Below are 17,592 nucleotides of genomic sequence, written 5' to 3' on the forward strand. Positions count from 1 at the left end.
GCGTCACCGGTCCGGCGGGCCGCTACTTGCATTTGCGGTCGCCCGGCTCAAAATTCTCGGCTATTCAGGCGTTGACGCGCCTTCCCTCCAGACCAGTCCCTCCCATGTCAGGCCTGCTTCTCGATCCGTGGTTCTACGCGGCCGCCATTCCGGCGGTCATTCTCGTCGGCCTGTCCAAGGGCGGCTTCGGCGGCGCTGTCGGTTTCGTCGGCGTGCCCTTGATGGCGCTGACCATGCCGCCGGTGCAGGCGGCCGCCATCCTCTTGCCGATCCTGTGCCTGATGGACATCGTCTCGGTGTGGACATGGTGGGGCGTCTATGACCGCAAGATGCTGGTCGACATGATGCCGGGCGCCGTCATCGGCATCGGGCTCGGCTGGCTGACGGCCGCACTCGTCACCGAGGAGGCGGTGCGGCTCATCGTCGGCGGCGTCGCCATCATCTTCGTGCTGCGCTGGCTATATTTGCAGTTTCGCCATGGTGCCGACCATGCGGCCGAACCCAACGGGGTGGCCGCCGCTCTATGGGGGACGGTCGCCGGCTTCACCAGTTTCGTCGCCCATGTCGGCGGTCCGCCCTTCCAGGTCTATGCCTTGCCGATCCGGCTCGATCCCAAGGTCCTGTCGGGTACCGCCGCAATCTTCTTTGCCGCCACCAATGCACTGAAGCTCATCCCCTATTTCGCGCTCGGCCAGTTCGATACCGCCAATCTGACGGCGTCAGCGGTGCTGATGCCGTTGGCGCCGCTGTCGACGATCGCCGGTGCCTGGCTGGTGCGGCGCATGCGGCCGGAGATCTTCTATCCCTTCACCTACGCGACGGTGGCGGTCGTGGCTTTGAAGCTTTTGTGGGACGGGATCGCCGGCCTGCCTTAGACGTCCCGCGGCTATCAGGCGGCGCTTGGCACCATGCGCCGCGGCCGGCCAAGCGCCAGCGCGGCACCCCCGGCAAGGACCAGCACCATAGCCGCCAGGATGGCGACATCGTGCAAGGTCGGCTTCAGCACCATATCGGTAACGATGACCAGCATCACCGCATAGTCGAAGCGGGCGGCGCGCAGGATGCGCTGGCCATGGGCAAGTGCTGCCGGCGTGACGCCATCTCTGGCGATCATCGCGGCCATGCGGTCGGCGGTCGGCTTGAAGACGAACATGCCGATGCAGAAAGTCGTGGCGTAGCCGGCAAGACCGATCAGGACCCACAATTCGGAGAAGCCGACCCAGAACCCGCACATGGTCAATCCGAAGGCCAGCGTCAGCATCGACATCGGCGCGAAGAAGCGGTTGCCCAACTCGCCCGTGGCGCGCATCGCCTGCAGCGTTCCCTGGATGTTTCCCGCCCGATCCGCCAGCGTCGCCAGCACCATCAGCGTGAAGCCGCCCCCGACCCACAGGGTCGCCGAAACAATGTGCAGCAATTTGATAATGGAATACCAGTCCATGATTTTTCTCCCAGGTGCAAATGCAATGGTAAAGGGCGCCGCGCGCCACCGCGACCGTCCGCCGCTCCGATGGCCAAGCGTTTAGCGCCGCGCCTGTTTCGGAACGATGTCGTGAAAAACCGGCTCTGTTTCAGCTTCGGCAACGCAAGAAGCGCCGATAGGGCGAACATGCCGCCCGGCTTTCTGTTATTGTGAGAAGTATCGGGAGGGGTAGGCGCGACATCGTCCAGAAACATTGCCGATGCTAATGCGCCGATGCCGGCAGCCCGGTGGCGACAGAAGTCGCCTGACCATCAACTCATTCCCAGCTCGGGAAAAGGCAATTCGGGGGACTAAATGCAAGGGGTAGCACGGAATTTCTTCACGCTGGCCGTCATCTATGCGCTGTGCGGCATGGCGCTTGGCATCCACATGGCGATCAGCGAGGACCATGGCCAGATGCCGACCCACGCCCATGTGATGGTGGCCGGCTGGCTGATGTCGGCGGTCTTCGCGTTCTTCTATCATCTGTTTCCGGCAGCCGGGCAAAAGACGATCGCCATCGTCCATTTCTGGCTGACAGCGATCAGTGGCATCGGGCTGATGATCGGCCTTTACATCCTGCTTGCCGGAAATCCGGGAATCGAGCCGCTGCTGGGAATCGCCTCGATCGGCTTCTATGCGGGCATGCTGCTGTTTGCCTTCATCGCCTTGCCGGTGGTCTGGAAGAAGGCCTGACCGGTGCCTGGCGGAGCCTTGGAATTGTGCTGTTACGGCACAGGAACCAGGCATTCGCTCAAAAAACATCAGTGCCGTTAAAGGTTCATTAAGCTTTACAGGCGTTTACTATGAGCATCCAGTGATCTGGATTCTTACCGAGTGGTTGGAGCCACTTTGTTTGACGCCTCCCTGTTAAACTCCTGAGAGCCGCCTTATCCGCGGCTCTTTTTTTGTCCGCCGTCCGGCGGCACCCAGCGCGGCCGATCACTGTTAACCTTCTGTTAAACATGTGCTTGCCTTCACCCCCGGTGAAGCGCATTTTCAAGCTTCAGTCATATAGGGTCCCGGGTGTATCGGCAGTGAGCCGTATCGGCCGGTCGCAAGTGCAGGGGCGTATCAATGAACGAGCCTTCGAAGGGCAGCGCGAAAACCGTGAAGCTGGCGGAGCGCCGGGTTTTTTCGCACTCCTTCAAACCGCTCTACCAGGAAGGCATGGGGCTGGTCGAACAGGCGGCGGAATATCTCGACGGCAAGGGCCGCGTCGAGGCCAAGAAACTGTCTCGGCTGGCAGCCACGCTCTACGCGGCCGAATCGATGCGGCTGACCACCAGGCTGATGCAGGTTGCCTCGTGGCTGCTTTTGCAGCGCGCGGCCAATTCCGGCGAGATGACCCGCGACCAGGTCGCTTCGGAAAAGTCCAAGGTGCGCCTCGACACGGCTTCCGCTCACGACGAAGCAGCCGGCTGGGCCGAATTGCCCAAGGATTTCCTCGACCTCGTCAACCGGTCGTTGCGCCTGCAGGCGCTGGTGCGCCGCATGGATGATGAAATCTACGGCGCGGGCGCCGTGATCGACATGCAGCCAATGGCTCGCCGGCCCAATCCGGTTTCGGACCAGATCAGCCTGCTCAATACCGCCTTCGCCCGCAACTGATCCATCCCGGGAAACAGTCTCTCACTTTGGTCGTTGTTTCCGGTTTGTTCACATTTCGCTGGCATCGCTGTCCGCCCAAGGGGTAGATTGGTCGGATGGGGGACGCGATTCGCATCATTGGCATCGATCCGGGGCTCAGGCGCACCGGCTGGGGCATCGTCGAGAGCCTCGGCAATTCGTTGCGCTTCGTCGCGTCCGGCACCGTGCGCTCCGAAGACAAGGCGGCGCTTGCGACGCGGCTCTGCCAACTGCATGACGGGCTTGCCGAGATCCTCCACCAGGCCATGCCGCACGAGGCGGCGGTCGAACAGACCTTCGTCAACAAGGACGCCGTGGCGACGCTTAAGCTCGGCCAGGCGCGCGGCATCGCCATGCTGGTGCCGGCACGGGCCGGCCTTGTCGTCGCCGAATATGCGCCCAACGCGGTAAAGAAGGCTGTCATCGGCGTCGGCCATGGCGACAAGAAGCAGATCCACATGATGGTGAAAGTGCTGCTGCCGAAGGCTATCTTCGATACCGAACACGCGGCGGATGCACTGGCCATCGCCATCTGCCATGCGCATCACCGGCAGAGTGCCGCCTACCGGTTGGCGGCATTGGCATCATGAGAGGCCATAGCCAATGATCGGCAAGCTCAAGGGGACGCTGGACGAGATCGACGAGGACCACTGCCTCGTCGACGTGCATGGCGTCGGCTATGTCGCCTATTGTTCGGCGCGCACGCTGGCCACGCTGCCTCCGCCCGGCGAAGCGGTGGTGCTGTTCATCGAGACCTATGTGCGCGAAGACATGATCCGGCTTTACGGTTTCCAGTCGGCGCTGGAGCGCGAGTGGTTCCGGCTCCTGATGAACAATGTGCAGGGCGTTGGCGCCAAGGTGGCGCTTGCCATCCTGTCGACGCTGGCGCCTGCCGACCTCGCCAATGCGATCGCGTTGCGCGACATCGCCATGGTCAGCCGCGCGCCCGGCGTCGGCAAGAAGGTGGCGGAACGCATCGTCACCGAATTGAAGGCCAAGGCGCCCGCTTTTGCAGGTGCCGCCTCGGGCACGATCGGCCTGAAGCAGGAACTCGGCGAAGGCGTGGCGCCAGCGCCGATCACCGACGCGGTCTCCGCGCTGGTCAATCTCGGTTATTCCCGCGACATCGCCGCCAATGCGGTGTCGGCTGCGCTGAAGACGGCGGGCGAGGGCGCGGATGCCTCCAAGCTGATCCGCTTCGGGCTGAAGGAACTGGCGCGGTGAGCGGTCGCTTGTCCGGAGCGCTACCCTGTGCAAGGAAGGCCGGATGAGCCTTTCCCCCCGTCTCATTGCTCCGGAAAAACGCGGCGAGGATGCCGACCAGACGCTGCGCCCGCAGACGCTCGACGACTTTGTCGGGCAGGCTGCGGTGCGGGCCAACCTCAAAGTGTTCATCGAGGCCGCCAAGGGCCGCAAGGAGGCGCTCGACCATGTATTGTTCGTCGGGCCGCCGGGTCTCGGCAAGACGACGCTGGCGCAGATCATGGCGCGCGAACTCGGCGTCAATTTCCGCTCCACGTCCGGACCGGTCATCGCCAAGGCCGGCGATCTCGCCGCGCTGCTGACCAATCTCGAAGAAGGCGATGTGCTGTTCATTGACGAAATCCATCGGCTGAACCCGGCGGTGGAGGAAATTCTCTATCCGGCGATGGAGGATTTCCAGCTCGACCTGATCATTGGCGAGGGACCGGCAGCGCGTTCGGTCAAGATCGACCTTGCGCGCTTCACCCTGGTCGCCGCCACCACGCGCCTTGGCCTGCTCACCAATCCGCTGCGCGACCGTTTCGGCATTCCGGTGCGGCTCAATTTCTATACGGTCGAGGAGCTGGAGCAGATCGTGCGGCGCGGCGCCCGCATCCTGCAGATGCCGCTTGGCGACGACGGCGCGCTTGAAATCGCGCGGCGCGCGCGCGGCACGCCGCGCATTGCCGGACGGTTGTTGCGCCGCGTGCGCGATTTCGCTTCGGTGGCCGGCGATGGCCATGTCGACCGCCTGATCGCCGACGAGGCGCTGACACGGCTCGAGGTCGACGCGCTCGGCCTCGACGCGCTGGACCGCCGGTATCTCTCCATGATCGCACGTAATTTCGGCGGCGGTCCTGTCGGCATCGAGACGATCGCGGCGGGTCTTTCCGAGCCGCGCGACGCCATCGAGGACATCATCGAGCCTTATCTTATCCAGCAGGGTTTCATCCAGCGCACGCCGCGCGGGCGCATGCTGACGGCCAATGCCTGGCGCCATCTCGGCCTCGAGGCGCCGAAGGACCTGACACAGCAGCAGATCAACCTGTTCCAGGAAGAATAGGCTCCGGCGGGTTTTCAGGCCGGGATCAAGCATCCGTGAACGTTCCTGCGCAAAATCTACGCGTCCTCGTCGATTTGCCGGCGCAATCTTGGATTATCTCGCTTCAATCCAGGTGCCGGGGCCTTAGAATGATAACCAGACGCGGGTTTCTGCGCTTAATCGGCGGGTCGTTCCTGACCGCGGCCGCGCTCGGCGTCTATGCGGTCGGCATCGAGCCGATGCTGCTGACACATGTGAAGCGCTACGCGCTGACGCCGCCGCACTGGCCGGCGGGGCTGAAGCTGCGGATCGTCGCGCTCGCTGACATCCATGCCTGCCGACCCTGGATGACGCAGGAACGAATTGCCTCGCTCGTCGGCGATGCGAATGCATTGCAGCCGGATCTGATCGTGCTGCTTGGCGACTACATCGCCGGCATGCCGCTGGTGACGGGACCGGTGACGCCCTCGCAATGGGCGTCAGCGCTGTCGGGTCTCAAGGCGCCGCTCGGCGTGCTGTCGATCCTTGGCAATCACGACTGGTGGAGCGATGGCTTCGCGCAGCGCGCCGGGGCCGGCCCGACGATCGCGCGCAAGGCCTTGGAGAAGGTCGGCATCCCGGTGCTCGAGAACGATGTCGTGCGCCTGGAGAAGGACGGACTTGGCGTCTGGATCGCGGGTCTCGCCGATCAACTGGCGCTGCTGCCCGCCAAGAAGGGCGACGGGTTCAAGGGGCTCGACGATCTCGACGGCACGCTGGCCAAGGTCGCGGATAGTTCTCCGATCATCCTTCTCGCCCACGAGCCGGATATTTTTCCGACCGTTCCCTGGCGGGTTTCGCTGACCCTGTCGGGTCATACCCATGGCGGGCAGGTGCGGCTGTTCGGCTATTCGCCTGTCGTGCCGTCAGATTTCGGCAACCGCTATGCCTACGGCCATGTCGTCGAGAACGACCGCAACCTGATCGTCTCGGGCGGACTCGGCTTCAGCATATTACCGGTCCGGTTCGGCGTGCGGCCGGAAATCCTGCAGATCGATCTCGGTTGACGTTCCTTAATGCATGTCGCCCAAAAGTGACCTCCGGTTTTGGGAAAACGACATGCATAAAAACAAAGAATCTAACGCGCGTCGCATGAATCCATTCGCGCCGACGCGTTTTAGACTGGCGCTTGTCAGACGCAGATCGCTCCCTCAACTCCTATCGATGAGACTTCCCCAGTCATAAGGCCATTCGTGCTTGGCAAGATAAAACGGACGATATCGAATCAGCTTTTTAAGACACGGTAGTGCAGGCGCAGCGTTGGACCACGCCTGTCGTCTACTCCCAAGAGACTCAAACGAAGATCGGATGCGTTCGGCGCTACCATCGGAATCCCTTTCGCAATGACAACAGGTTCGATCGCCAGGATCACTTCGTCGATTAGCCCCTCCTGAGCGAATGCGGCGTTAAGCTGCGAACCACCAGCGAGCAAAATTCTGTTCGACCCAGACCGCATGAGAAATGCAACCGCTTCCTGCGGCGACGATGCGCGGATCGAACCCGGCTGGGCGGCGAACATGCTATCCCGCGTCACGACCACCAATGGCAGTTCCGCAAACTGACGGCGTACGGATTGTTCGAAAAGCTGGTGTGTTACGCGGCCCCAAATGATGCCATCACAGGCGCCAGCGAGCTCGAGAAACATCTCCCAATCAGTCTTCGACAGGAAGTCTTCTGATTGATCCTCGCGCGCGGCCATCCCGTTAAGCGAGACGGCCATCCACAGCGTTACAGTCATGACGGGCACCTCTTCTTGAACACGACGGCTCCGAACTATCGCGACAGGTCGATCCGAAAGCCTCGTGCCATCACGTCACGACGTCAGCCTTGAACGAATGTGTTGCCTGGATTGAAGATATAATTAGAGGTTGCTGATGCCAAGCACGGAATCGAACTGGCGTCGCCTCACTGGCCCTCGCCGGGCCAGGGAACCCACAGGTCGAGATTGAGGCCGCGCTTCATCGAGAGGGTCGCCGCGTGGCTCGGCGAGGCCAAGGCCAGCAGCACGAGCAGTGCGGTATCCACGAGCAGTGCGGTATCAAAGTCTTGATCATCGCCCTCAACAGTGCCATCCGATGCCATGTCGCGCGCGGAGCAGGTGCCTTGCCGCGACTGAAAAAGGAAGCGCAATGGGCGATCATGGTGAATCGGCGGCGCTGCTGGCCGGCCTTTCCGGTGCGCTGACGGCATTCGGCCACCGGCTGCTGGCGCGGGTCTATTACGCCGACACCGATTTCTCCGGTGTCGTCTACCACGCACGCTATCTCGAATTCCTCGAGCGTGGCCGCTCCGATTATCTCAGGCTCACCGGCGTGCATCACACGGAACTTGCCGACGGCAAGCATGGCGAGAAGATCGTGTGGGTGGTGCGCCGCATGGAGATCGATTTCCGCATCCCTGCCCGCATCGACGACATTCTGACCATCGACACCCGCACGGAGGCCATTTTCGCCGCGCGCATCTTCATGGCGCAGCAACTCAAACGCGGCGACGAGGTGCTGGTCGAGGCCAAGGTCGAGGCGGCGATCATCGGCGAGAACGGCCGCCCGAGGCGCTTTCCCAGGGAATGGGTCGCGGCCTTCATGCCCAAGGCGGTTTCCGACAGCTGAACAGGCGGATAGGCCGGACAACTGCCAGTGCCTTGCCCCTGGGGCGCGGCAATGCGCCGCGCCTTATATACTAACCCATCCTTAACCATAACGGTTCATGAAGAGAGTGGTGAAGATTGACGCTATCCAGCGCCTTCCTTTCACCAATATTTGCCCCGAAAAGGCCGGGAAAGGCACGGTTTGGGGTGTCCGGTAGCTTCGTGCGAACCGACCACAAGGGATGCCAGGGGCCAGCCGGCAGCTTCGCCCGGAAAATCTTAAGGACGTTACGATGGAAAATATCGCACTCGCCGAACCGGGCGCGCAATTGTCGATTTGGGCGCTGTTCATGCAGGCCAGCTGGGTGGTCAAGCTGGTCATGATCGGGCTGCTCTGCGCCTCGGTCTGGACCTGGGCGATCATCGTCGACAAGCTGGTTGCCTATGGCCGCATGCGGCTGGCGCTGAACCGTTTCGAGCAGATCTTCTGGTCGGGGCAATCGCTGGAAGAGCTCTACCGCACGCTCGCCGACCGCAAGACATCAGGCATGGGCGCCATTTTCGTCGCGGCGATGCGCGAATGGAAAAAGAGCTTCGAGAAAGGCGCCAAGTCGCCGCTCGGCCTGCAGACCCGCATCGACAAGGCGATGGATCTGGCGCTGACCCGCGAGATGGAGAAGCTCGAGGGGCGCCTTGGCTTCCTCGCTACCACTGGCTCGGCCGCCCCGTTCATCGGCCTGTTCGGCACGGTCATCGGCATCATGACCTCGTTCCAGGCGATCGCCGGTTCCAAGAACACCAGCCTTGCGGTGGTCGCGCCCGGCATCGCCGAGGCGCTGCTGGCGACGGCCATCGGCCTGCTCGCCGCCATTCCGGCCGTCATCGCCTACAACAAGCTGTCATCGGATGCGAGCAAGCTCGCGGTGCGCATGGAAGGGTTCTCCGACGAGTTCTCCGCCATACTCTCGCGCCAAATCGATGAAAAAGTCGCGCCGAAGGCCTGAGGAGCACAAAGATGGGTATGTCCGTAGGCATGGCAGGGCGCGGCGGGCGCGGCCACCGGCGGCGCGGCCGTCACCATGGGCTGATGTCGGAGATCAACGTCACGCCGATGGTCGACGTCATGCTGGTGCTGCTGATCATCTTCATGGTCGCGGCGCCGATGCTGACGGTCGGCGTGCCGGTCGACCTGCCGGACACGCAGGCCAAGGCGATGAATGCCGACACGCAGCCGATCACCGTCTCGATCGATGCCGCGGGCAAGATCTACCTTCAGAATACCGAAATCCCGATGGACGATCTGGTGGCCAAGCTGCAGGCGATCTCCAAGACCGGCTATGATGAGCGCATCTTCATCCGCGGCGACAAGTCGACGGACTATGGCACCGCCATGAAGGTCATGGCCCGCATCAATGCGGCCGGCTACAAGAACATGGGCCTGGTTTCATTGCAGGAACAGGACCAATAGACGCGCGATGAGGACCGGCCTCACCACATCGGTGATCTTGCATGCCGCGGTGCTGGCCTTCGGCCTGTTCACGCTGTCGGCACCAGCCGCGCTTCCGTCGGCGGACGTCGAGTCGGTCGCGGTCGATATCGTGCCGATGGAGGCCATCGCGCAGACCTTGCAGGGCGACAAGAAGGCCGTGATGCATGAAAAGCCGGCGCCGCTGCCGACGCAGCGTCCGGACATCGTGCCGAACGCGCAGAAGGTCGGCGAAAACAGCGTCGATACCGACAAGCCGATAACGCCCGAAGCCAAGCCGAAGCCCGTCGACATGACCTCGGCTCCGCCGCCCGCCCCGACTCCGACCGAAAAGCCGAAGCCGGAGGATGTGCCGAAGCCGCAGGAGAAGCCCAAGCCGATACCGGCGACGGAAGTGGCGCCGGCGCCGCAGCCCAAGGAAGAGGTGAAGCCCGAGCCCGTCAAGCAGACGGAGCCCAAGCCGACGCCTGCCAAGGAGCCGACCCCGACGCCGCCGCCGGACAAGACCGCGGCCATCGAGCCGACGCCCGCGGTCAAGCCTGATGCCGTCGCCCAGGCGATCGCCAAGGACCAGCCCGACGACGCCCAGCTTCCGGACTCCGCGCCCGCGCCGCAGGCGCGACCAAAGCCGCAACCGCAGCCGGCCCAGGCCGAAAGCGCCAAGGCGCCAGAACGCAAGGATGCCGAAAAGCCGGTCAAGGAAGCGTCATCCAAGCCGAAATCCGACGACAAGCAGTTCAACGCCAATGAAATCTCGGCCCTGCTGGACAAGCAGAAGCCCTCCGGCGGCGGCGCCAAGCGCTCGACCCAGCAGGCTTCGCTCGGCGGCGACAAGGATCAGGGTCAAAAGCTGTCGAAGTCGGAGCAGGGCGCTTTGGAAAGTCAGTTGGGTGGCTGCTGGACCTTGCCGGCCGGGCTGGAAGGTTCGGAGAATTTCGTCGTGATCGTCCGTTTCAATCTGGACACCTCCGGCAAGCTCAATGGCCGTCCTGCCGTCGAGAAATCGAGCGGCAACCGGCAGTTCGACGAAAGCGCGGTGCGCGCGGTTCAGAAATGCGACATGGCCGGCCTGCAGGTGCCCGCCGGCAAACAAGACATCTGGTCAGACATCAGGGTCACCTTCGACCCAAGGGAAATGCTCGGCCTCTAGGCCCGGCGTCCACACAGTCAAAGAAGAGAAGCGAGAAGATATGAGATCTTTCCTCAAGCCGCTCCTGACGATTGCAGCGATGGCGCTGGGCATGACGGCTGTCGTTCCCATGCCGGCATGGGCGCTCGTCGAGCTCAATGTCAACAAGGGCAATGTCGAGCCGCTGCCGATCGCCGTCACGGATTTCCAGGGCGGCGATGCGCTTGGCGCCCAGATTTCCCAGATCGTCACCGCTGACCTGAAGCGCTCGGGCCTGTTCGCACCGATCGACAAGAGCGCCTTCATCGAGAAGATTTCCAACCCGGACGCGGCCCCCCGCTTCGACGACTGGAAGGTGATCAACGCGCAGGCGCTGGTCACCGGCAGCGTCAGCAAGGAGGCCGATGGCCGCATCCGCGCCCAGTATCGGCTGTGGGACACCTTCGCCGGCCAGCAGATGGCCGGCGAGCAGTTCTTCGCCAATGATGCCAATCAGCGGCGCGTCGCCCACATCATCGCCGACGCCATCTATGAGCGGCTGACCGGCGAGAAGGGCTATTTCGACACGCGTGTCGTGTTCATCGACGAGTCCGGCGCCAAGAACGCACGCAAGAAACGGCTTGCCATCATGGATCAGGACGGCGCCAACGTGCGCTACCTCTCGGACGGCAGGTCGATCGTGCTGACGCCGCGCTTCTCGCCGAACCGGCAGGAAATCACCTACATGTCCTATGAAAGCGGCCAGCCGCGGGTCTATCTCCTGCAGATCGAGACCGGGCAGCGCGAACTGGTCGGCAACTTCCCCGGCATGACCTTCGCGCCGCGCTTCTCGCCCGACGGCCAGAAGGTGATCATGAGCCTGCTGCGCGACGACGGCAATTCCAACATCTTCGCCATGGATCTGCGCAGCCGCTCGACGACAAGGCTGACCAATTCGACGGCCATCGACACCTCGCCGTCCTATTCGCCCGATGGCAGCAAGGTGGTGTTCACCTCCGACCGTGGCGGCCGCGCACAGATCTATGTGATGGGCGCCGACGGGTCGGGCCAGACTCGCATCTCCTTCGGCGACGGCGTCTACTCGACGCCGGTGTGGTCGCCGCGCGGCGACCTCATCGCCTTCACCAAGCAGACCGGCGGCGAATTCCAGATCGGCGTCATGAAGACCGACGGTTCGGGCGAACGCATCCTGTCCTCCGGCTTCCAGCAGGAAGGGCCGACCTGGGCGCCGAACGGCCGCGTGCTGATGTTCTTCCGCGACTCCAATGGCGGCCCGAAGCTGGTTTCGGTCGATCTCACCGGCCGCAACGAGCAGCCGATCCCGACCTCGAACTTTGCGTCCGATCCGGCCTGGTCGCCGCTGCTGGAATGAGTTGCACAGAGAAACACTGCATCGTCGAAAAGGGGCTTCAAGGCCCCTTTTCACGCCTTGGTCGCGTTTTGGCCGCATTTCCGCCTAGGGTCCGCGCGCAATGTCGCCCCTGGTTCAGCGTTGGGCGTAACGGTCGCGGACGGCGGCCTAAACCAAATTTTAACCGTGTTTCTTGAATGCCGGTTAACCCAAACGTGGTTACTGGGTCATCAACGAAATCACTCGAATGCGAAGGAGAGGCGGCATGGGCCGTATCGCAGCACTGACCAGAAATCCCGTCATGATCGCGCTTGTGGCGATGCTCGCCATCGCCGGTTGCGCCTCGAAGAAGACGCCCAACAGCGCGGCTGACCTCGGCCTCAACGGCGCCGGCGCCGCAACGCCCGGCTCGGCGCAGGACTTCACCGTCAACATCGGCGACCGCATCTTCTTCGATACGGACTCGTCCTCGATCCGCGCCGACGCGCAGACGACGCTTGCCCGCCAGGCGCAGTGGCTGAACCAGTACAAGCAGTATGCCATCGTCGTCGAAGGTCACGCCGACGAACGCGGCACGCGCGAATACAATCTGGCGCTCGGTGCCCGCCGTGCCGCCGCCGCCCGCGACTTCCTGGTTTCCAAGGGCGTTTCCGCCAGCCGCCTGAAGACCATTTCCTACGGCAAGGAACGTCCGGTCGCGGTGTGCGACGACATCTCCTGCTGGTCGCAGAACCGCCGCGCGGTCACCACGCTCAGCGGTGCCGGTTCCTGATCGGCAAAAATACAACACAGGTTTGGGAAAGGCGGCCGGGAGGCCGCCTTTTTCATATCGGGGCCGCGGAAACAAAATTTGGCCGAAGTCTCGCGCCCTGCTATGAGCCGAGGGCGCTTGGCTGGTCCCACCCCGATTGGAAGGCGCGAACAGACTAACGACACACGCGAGAGGCACATGCATTTGAGATCGGTTCTGAGCGGCACGCTTGCGGCGCTACTCCTATCAGGCGTCACCGCCCTGGCTAGCGGCCTGGGGGCTGATGGCAAGGCGCAATCGACCGACAGCGGCTTTTCCTTCCATCTGCCCAGCATCGAACTGCCCAGCCTCTTCGGCGAGAAGAAGCAGCAGGACCAGGTTCAGCTCGCGCAACAGTCGAACAGCGCGGGCGCGACCGGCCTCGAGGACCAATTGCGCCAGATGAACGGCAAGATCGAAGAGCTCAATTTCCAGATCCTGCAGATGCAGGAGCAGATCCGCAAGCAGCAGGAAGACAACGAATTCCGCTTCCAGCAGCTCGAAGGCGGCGCGCAAGGCGGGCAGCCGGCCGGACAGAAGAAGTCGCAGGCGGCACCCGCCAATGGCGATAACAGCATGGCCGAGGCACCGGCCACGCAGGCGCCGGTCGATACCGGCAACCGGGCCGCCAGCCAGTCGTCCGGCGGCCAAAGCGTCGAAGACGTCATCGTCGAATCCTCCGATGGCGACCCGGGCAAGGTGATCCCTGGAAAGGGCGCGCCGGAAAAGAATTTCGGCACCATCACGGTCGACAAGAACGGCAATGTGGTCGATGCCGGCGGCAGCACCCAGGCGACCGCGCCTGCGCAGGATGCCGCTCCGGCCACCAGCGCTCCGGTCCCCAACGCTCCGGCCAGGTCCGGCAAGCCCAACGGCACGGTGGTTGCCGCACTGCCTTCGACAAAAGATCCGGAAGAGCTCTACCGCAATTCCTACCAGTTTATCCTGTCGGGCGATTACAGCACCGCCGAGCAGGGGTTCCGCGACCATATCTCTCGTTTCCCCAAGGACGCCAAGACGGCGGACGCGCATTACTGGCTGGGTGAATCCCTGCTCGGCCAGCAGAAATACCGTGACGCCGCCGAGGTCTTCCTCGCCGCCAGCAAGGATTATCCCAAGGCCAAAAAGGCTCCCGACATGCTGTTGAAGCTCGGCGTGTCGCTGGTTGGCCTCAAGCAGCACGATGTTGCCTGCGCCACCTTCAGCGAAGTCGGCAAGCGCTACCCCGATATCTCGAATGCGCTCAAGGACCGCGTCAAGCAGGAGAAGGCCCTGGCTGCCTGCTGATGCTCGATCCGGAGCCTGATCTTTCGACAAGACTTCTTTCGCATATCGATTTTACCAGCGGCGCCGTTGCGGCCGTGTCCGGCGGCAGCGACTCGACCGCCCTGCTTCTCCTCCTCAAACAGTATCTCGACCGAACCACGCCGTCCGCCAGGCTGCTTGCGGTGACGGTCGACCATGGCCTGCGGCAGGGTTCGGCTGCCGAGGCGCAAGCCGTGGCGAAGCTTTGCGCGGAACGCGGCATCGCCCACCGAACCCTGGTCTGGTCCGGGCGCAAGCCATCGACCGGCCTGCCCGCCGCGGCGCGGGAAGCGCGTTACCGGCTGCTGGCGGAAGCGGCGCGAAGGGAAGGCATCGACCTGATGGTGACCGGCCATACCGCCGACGACCAGGCCGAGACAGTGCTGATGCGGGAAGCCCGCGAAGAGGGGCTGGCCCGTGAAGAGGGAGCGGGCCGCGAGGAGGGCCGTGGCCTTGCCGGCATGGCGCCGGCCACCCTTCACGACTGGCGCGAATGGATCGTGCGGCCGCTTCTGGGCACGCGGCGCGCGGCGCTTCGCGACTTCCTCAGGCGCCAGAATGTCGGCTGGGCCGACGATCCGACCAATGCCGACGAGACCTACGAACGGCCGCGTCTGCGCGCGGCACTTGACGGGGGTGCCGGCGCGCAACGCATGGATAGCGCCCTGGCACTGGCGGCGCGGGCGGCCTTGGACCGCACGCAGCTTGGTCTGGCCGCCGCCGAGGTCATCCTTCGCTTTGCCAGCCAGCCAGCAACGGGGCTCATCAGGCTCGATCCGGCTCTGCTGTGCGCCGGCGACGACCGTGCGGCCGTCTATGCCTTGCGCATTCTCCTGGCGGCGTCAGGCGGGATTGCCTTCCTGCCGGACAAGGCCCGCAGCGAGGCGTTGTTCGGCCGGCTTAGGGCTGGATTTCTTTGCGCCACATTGTCGCGGACCGTCGTCGATTTCCGTCGTGCTGGCATCTTCCTGCACCGCGAGATGCGCGGCTTGCCGCCGGCAGCCACCGTCCTTGACGCCGCCATCTGGGATGGCCGTCGCCAGATCACGTTGCACGACGGCAACGGCGCATTGTTGATCGCGCCGCTTGGGGCAGCAGCGGCGAAACGGCTGGCGACCGGCGAGGGCGAGACACCGCAAAGCCTGATACGCGCGGCGTTGGCGGCCGAGCCCGCAGCGCGGCAAGCCGTTGAGAATCCTGGTTCGGCGCCGGACTGGCCGGTATCGCCGGGGTTTGAGGCGCGGCCGGTCATTGCTCCCTTTGCGCGCTTCCTGCCGTCTTTCGATCTGGCGCCGGCGCGGGCCGCGGCCTTGCTGATCGGCACGCCACCGGTTCCAGCGCCGCCATTGGCCGGCCATAGTGCAGGCCGATCATGGGCGAAAGCTTAACCCACACGTGCTGTTATGCTTGGCAAGGGGAAGTGCTCTCCCTATGTTAGGCCCAAGTTTCCTCTCATGATGCGTGTCCGCCCGCGGACGCCAACGGGACAATTGATGAATCCGAACTATCGCAACCTCGCGCTCTGGGCGATCATAGCGGTCCTGCTCATCGCCCTGTTCAATCTGTTCCAGACGCCGCAGACGCGCGGGGCTTCGAGCGATGTGCCTTATTCGCAATTCCTGCAGGATGTCGCGGCGGGCCGGGTCAAGACGGTGACCATTGCGGGTGCCCGCATCAACGGCACTTACACCGACAATTCCAGTGGCTTCCAGACCTACTCGCCCGGCGATCCCTCGCTGGTCTCGCGGCTGCAGGACAAGAACGTCACCATCAATGCGCGTCCTGAGACCGACGGCTCCAATTCGCTGTTCGGCTATCTGATCTCGTGGCTGCCGATGATCCTCATCCTCGGCGTCTGGATATTCTTCATGCGCCAGATGCAGTCCGGATCCGGCCGCGCTATGGGTTTTGGCAAGTCGAAGGCCAAGCTTCTGACCGAGGCGCATGGCCGCGTCACCTTCCAGGACGTCGCCGGCGTCGACGAGGCCAAGGAAGACCTGGAAGAGATCGTCGAGTTCCTGCGCGATCCGCAGAAGTTCCAGCGGCTCGGCGGCAAGATTCCGCGCGGCGTGCTGCTGGTCGGCCCTCCCGGCACCGGCAAGACGCTGCTCGCCCGCTCTGTCGCCGGCGAAGCCAACGTGCCGTTCTTCACCATTTCGGGTTCGGATTTTGTCGAGATGTTCGTCGGCGTCGGCGCGAGCCGCGTGCGCGACATGTTCGACCAGGCCAAGAAGAATGCGCCCTGCATCATCTTCATCGACGAAATCGACGCGGTCGGACGCCATCGCGGCGCCGGTCTCGGCGGCGGCAATGACGAGCGCGAGCAGACGCTGAACCAGCTGCTGGTCGAGATGGACGGCTTCGAATCCAACGAGAGCATCATCCTGATCGCCGCCACCAACCGTCCCGACGTGCTCGATCCGGCGCTGCTGCGTCCGGGCCGTTTCGACCGCCAGGTGGTGGTGCCGAACCCCGACATCGTCGGCCGCGAGAAGATCCTCAAGGTGCATGTGCGCAACGTGCCGCTGGCGCCCAATGTCGACCTCAAGGTCGTCGCCCGCGGAACGCCAGGCTTCTCCGGCGCCGACCTGATGAATCTCGTCAACGAATCCGCGCTGATGGCGGCGCGGCGCAACAAGCGCCTCGTCACCATGGCCGAGTTCGAGGACGCCAAGGACAAGATCATGATGGGCGCGGAGCGCCGCTCGTCGGCCATGACGCAGGCCGAGAAGGAGCTGACCGCCTATCACGAGGCGGGTCACGCCATCCTGGCGCTCAACGTGCCGTCGGCGGACCCGCTGCACAAGGCGACCATCATTCCGCGCGGCCGCGCGCTGGGCATGGTGATGCAGTTGCCGGAAGGCGACCGCTACTCCATGAGCTACAAATACATGATCTCGCGCCTCGCCATCATGATGGGCGGCCGCGTCGCCGAGGAGTTCAAGTTCGGCAAGGAGAACATCACGTCCGGTGCCTCCTCCGACATCGAGCAGGCGACCAAGCTGGCGCGCGCCATGGTCACCCGCTGGGGCTTTTCCGACAAGCTCGGCCATGTCGCCTATGGCGACAACCAGGAGGAAGTGTTCCTCGGCCATTCGGTGGCGCGCACGCAGAACATCTCGGAAGAGACGGCGCAGATCATCGACGCCGAAGTGCGCCGCCTGATCGACGACGCCTATTCGACGGCCAAGTCGGTGCTGACCAAGAAGAAGAAGGAATGGATCGCGCTGGCGCAGGGCTTGCTCGAATACGAGACGCTGTCGGGCGACGAGATCAAGCAGCTGATCGCCGGCCAGAAGCCCGCGCGCGACCTCGGCGACGACACGCCGCCCAGCCGTGGCTCGGCGGTGCCGAAATCCGGCGGCCGCCGCAAGAAAGGCCCCGAGCCCGAAGGCGGCATGGAGCCGCAGCCGTCAAGCTGAGGAAGAGCAAACACCCACGACAAACGCCGCGGATCAAACCGCGGCGTTTTGCTTTTGGGGCGGGAGAAGATGTAGAGCTGTCCGGGAATCGCATCGCGGCGTTGGCGA

Annotated in this window: 19 protein-coding genes; 16 read left to right on the forward strand and 3 right to left on the reverse strand. The window is 63.7% G+C overall.

Annotated features, from left to right (window positions below; all coding sequences use genetic code 11):
• Positions 1–104: 104 nt before the first annotated feature.
• On the forward strand, positions 105–875 hold the full coding sequence (locus FJ938_RS14710) for a sulfite exporter TauE/SafE family protein (protein WP_140694870.1): 771 nt from the start codon (positions 105–107) through the stop codon (positions 873–875).
• Positions 876–889: 14 nt separating this feature from the next.
• On the opposite strand, the gene FJ938_RS14715 is transcribed toward FJ938_RS14710, so the two are convergent.
• Positions 890–1,441 carry a DUF2269 family protein gene (locus FJ938_RS14715; protein ID WP_140694873.1) on the reverse strand — a complete coding sequence of 184 codons (552 nt, stop codon included), beginning with the start codon at positions 1,439–1,441 and terminating at the stop codon, positions 890–892.
• 336 nt (positions 1,442–1,777) lie between these two features.
• On the opposite strand from FJ938_RS14715, the gene FJ938_RS14720 reads away from it, so the two are divergent.
• From FJ938_RS14720 to FJ938_RS14745, 6 genes are all read left to right on the forward strand, one after another.
• Entirely contained in the window at positions 1,778–2,158 is a 381-nt protein-coding gene (locus FJ938_RS14720; protein ID WP_140608318.1) for a hypothetical protein, read from the forward strand.
• Positions 2,159–2,539: 381 nt separating this feature from the next.
• A complete protein-coding gene (locus tag FJ938_RS14725) occupies positions 2,540–3,073 on the forward strand; it encodes a DUF1465 family protein (protein WP_140694876.1) in 534 nt (177 codons plus the stop codon).
• A gap of 95 nt (positions 3,074–3,168) precedes the next feature.
• On the forward strand, positions 3,169–3,681 hold the full coding sequence (gene ruvC / locus FJ938_RS14730; protein ID WP_140694879.1) for a crossover junction endodeoxyribonuclease RuvC: 513 nt from the start codon (positions 3,169–3,171) through the stop codon (positions 3,679–3,681).
• Positions 3,682–3,694: 13 nt separating this feature from the next.
• The gene (gene ruvA, locus FJ938_RS14735) at positions 3,695–4,315 is read left to right on the forward strand and encodes a Holliday junction branch migration protein RuvA (protein WP_140694882.1); all 621 of its coding nucleotides are present in this window, start codon (positions 3,695–3,697) and stop codon (positions 4,313–4,315) included.
• 43 nt (positions 4,316–4,358) lie between these two features.
• The gene (gene ruvB / locus FJ938_RS14740) at positions 4,359–5,396 is read left to right on the forward strand and encodes a Holliday junction branch migration DNA helicase RuvB (RefSeq protein WP_140608306.1); all 1,038 of its coding nucleotides are present in this window, start codon (positions 4,359–4,361) and stop codon (positions 5,394–5,396) included.
• Positions 5,397–5,524: 128 nt separating this feature from the next.
• Entirely contained in the window at positions 5,525–6,421 is an 897-nt protein-coding gene (locus FJ938_RS14745) for a metallophosphoesterase (protein WP_140694885.1), read from the forward strand.
• 218 nt (positions 6,422–6,639) lie between these two features.
• Here FJ938_RS14745 and FJ938_RS14750 read toward each other — a convergent pair whose 3' ends face one another.
• Both FJ938_RS14750 and FJ938_RS14755 read right to left on the reverse strand, forming a co-directional pair.
• Entirely contained in the window at positions 6,640–7,152 is a 513-nt protein-coding gene (locus FJ938_RS14750) for a dihydrofolate reductase family protein (RefSeq protein ID WP_140694888.1), read from the reverse strand.
• Between the two features lie 167 nt (positions 7,153–7,319).
• Positions 7,320–7,544 carry a hypothetical protein gene (locus FJ938_RS14755; RefSeq protein WP_181168777.1) on the reverse strand — a complete coding sequence of 75 codons (225 nt, stop codon included), beginning with the start codon at positions 7,542–7,544 and terminating at the stop codon, positions 7,320–7,322.
• Here FJ938_RS14755 and ybgC point away from each other — a divergent pair.
• The 9 genes from ybgC to ftsH all read left to right on the forward strand — a co-directional run bounded on the left by ybgC (position 7,544) and on the right by ftsH (position 17,484).
• A complete protein-coding gene (gene ybgC / locus FJ938_RS14760) occupies positions 7,544–8,023 on the forward strand; it encodes a tol-pal system-associated acyl-CoA thioesterase (protein ID WP_140694891.1) in 480 nt (159 codons plus the stop codon). The genes FJ938_RS14755 and ybgC overlap by 1 nt on opposite strands.
• A 271-nt stretch (positions 8,024–8,294) precedes the next feature.
• A complete protein-coding gene (gene tolQ / locus FJ938_RS14765; RefSeq protein ID WP_140608298.1) occupies positions 8,295–9,005 on the forward strand; it encodes a protein TolQ in 711 nt (236 codons plus the stop codon).
• A gap of 11 nt (positions 9,006–9,016) precedes the next feature.
• Positions 9,017–9,469 carry a protein TolR gene (tolR, locus tag FJ938_RS14770; RefSeq protein ID WP_140608296.1) on the forward strand — a complete coding sequence of 151 codons (453 nt, stop codon included), beginning with the start codon at positions 9,017–9,019 and terminating at the stop codon, positions 9,467–9,469.
• Positions 9,470–9,476: 7 nt separating this feature from the next.
• Positions 9,477–10,637, forward strand: a complete 1,161-nt coding sequence (locus FJ938_RS14775) for a TonB family protein (protein WP_140694894.1) — start codon at positions 9,477–9,479, stop codon at positions 10,635–10,637.
• Between the two features lie 79 nt (positions 10,638–10,716).
• Positions 10,717–11,988, forward strand: a complete 1,272-nt coding sequence (gene tolB, locus FJ938_RS14780; protein ID WP_226890710.1) for a Tol-Pal system beta propeller repeat protein TolB — start codon at positions 10,717–10,719, stop codon at positions 11,986–11,988.
• A gap of 244 nt (positions 11,989–12,232) precedes the next feature.
• Positions 12,233–12,739 carry a peptidoglycan-associated lipoprotein Pal gene (gene pal / locus FJ938_RS14785; protein ID WP_140694897.1) on the forward strand — a complete coding sequence of 169 codons (507 nt, stop codon included), beginning with the start codon at positions 12,233–12,235 and terminating at the stop codon, positions 12,737–12,739.
• Between the two features lie 177 nt (positions 12,740–12,916).
• Entirely contained in the window at positions 12,917–14,044 is a 1,128-nt protein-coding gene (gene ybgF, locus FJ938_RS14790; RefSeq protein ID WP_140694900.1) for a tol-pal system protein YbgF, read from the forward strand.
• Entirely contained in the window at positions 14,044–15,450 is a 1,407-nt protein-coding gene (gene tilS / locus FJ938_RS14795; RefSeq protein WP_140694903.1) for a tRNA lysidine(34) synthetase TilS, read from the forward strand. The genes ybgF and tilS overlap by 1 nt, the downstream gene beginning before the upstream one ends.
• Before the next feature lie 105 nt (positions 15,451–15,555).
• The gene (gene ftsH / locus FJ938_RS14800; RefSeq protein WP_140608284.1) at positions 15,556–17,484 is read left to right on the forward strand and encodes an ATP-dependent zinc metalloprotease FtsH; all 1,929 of its coding nucleotides are present in this window, start codon (positions 15,556–15,558) and stop codon (positions 17,482–17,484) included.
• Positions 17,485–17,592 lie beyond the last annotated feature (108 nt).

This window comes from Mesorhizobium sp. B2-4-14 (assembly GCF_006442155.1).
In the GTDB taxonomy this organism is placed as follows: domain Bacteria; phylum Pseudomonadota; class Alphaproteobacteria; order Rhizobiales; family Rhizobiaceae; genus Mesorhizobium.

Coding starts and splice junctions, on each gene's coding strand:
- FJ938_RS14775 (WP_140694894.1), top strand. CDS start 9,477: ATGAGGACCGGCCTCACCACATCGGTGATCTTGCATGCCGCGGTGCTG.
- ybgF (WP_140694900.1), top strand. CDS start 12,917: ATGCATTTGAGATCGGTTCTGAGCGGCACGCTTGCGGCGCTACTCCTA.
- FJ938_RS14745 (WP_140694885.1), top strand. CDS start 5,525: ATGATAACCAGACGCGGGTTTCTGCGCTTAATCGGCGGGTCGTTCCTG.
- tolB (WP_226890710.1), top strand. CDS start 10,717: ATGGCGCTGGGCATGACGGCTGTCGTTCCCATGCCGGCATGGGCGCTC.
- ruvB (WP_140608306.1), top strand. CDS start 4,359: ATGAGCCTTTCCCCCCGTCTCATTGCTCCGGAAAAACGCGGCGAGGAT.
- pal (WP_140694897.1), top strand. CDS start 12,233: ATGGGCCGTATCGCAGCACTGACCAGAAATCCCGTCATGATCGCGCTT.
- ruvA (WP_140694882.1), top strand. CDS start 3,695: ATGATCGGCAAGCTCAAGGGGACGCTGGACGAGATCGACGAGGACCAC.
- ruvC (WP_140694879.1), top strand. CDS start 3,169: ATGGGGGACGCGATTCGCATCATTGGCATCGATCCGGGGCTCAGGCGC.
- FJ938_RS14725 (WP_140694876.1), top strand. CDS start 2,540: ATGAACGAGCCTTCGAAGGGCAGCGCGAAAACCGTGAAGCTGGCGGAG.
- ftsH (WP_140608284.1), top strand. CDS start 15,556: ATGAATCCGAACTATCGCAACCTCGCGCTCTGGGCGATCATAGCGGTC.
- FJ938_RS14720 (WP_140608318.1), top strand. CDS start 1,778: ATGCAAGGGGTAGCACGGAATTTCTTCACGCTGGCCGTCATCTATGCG.
- FJ938_RS14715 (WP_140694873.1), bottom strand. CDS start 1,441: ATGGACTGGTATTCCATTATCAAATTGCTGCACATTGTTTCGGCGACC.
- tilS (WP_140694903.1), top strand. CDS start 14,044: ATGCTCGATCCGGAGCCTGATCTTTCGACAAGACTTCTTTCGCATATC.
- ybgC (WP_140694891.1), top strand. CDS start 7,544: ATGGGCGATCATGGTGAATCGGCGGCGCTGCTGGCCGGCCTTTCCGGT.
- tolR (WP_140608296.1), top strand. CDS start 9,017: ATGGGTATGTCCGTAGGCATGGCAGGGCGCGGCGGGCGCGGCCACCGG.
- FJ938_RS14750 (WP_140694888.1), bottom strand. CDS start 7,152: ATGACTGTAACGCTGTGGATGGCCGTCTCGCTTAACGGGATGGCCGCG.
- tolQ (WP_140608298.1), top strand. CDS start 8,295: ATGGAAAATATCGCACTCGCCGAACCGGGCGCGCAATTGTCGATTTGG.
- FJ938_RS14710 (WP_140694870.1), top strand. CDS start 105: ATGTCAGGCCTGCTTCTCGATCCGTGGTTCTACGCGGCCGCCATTCCG.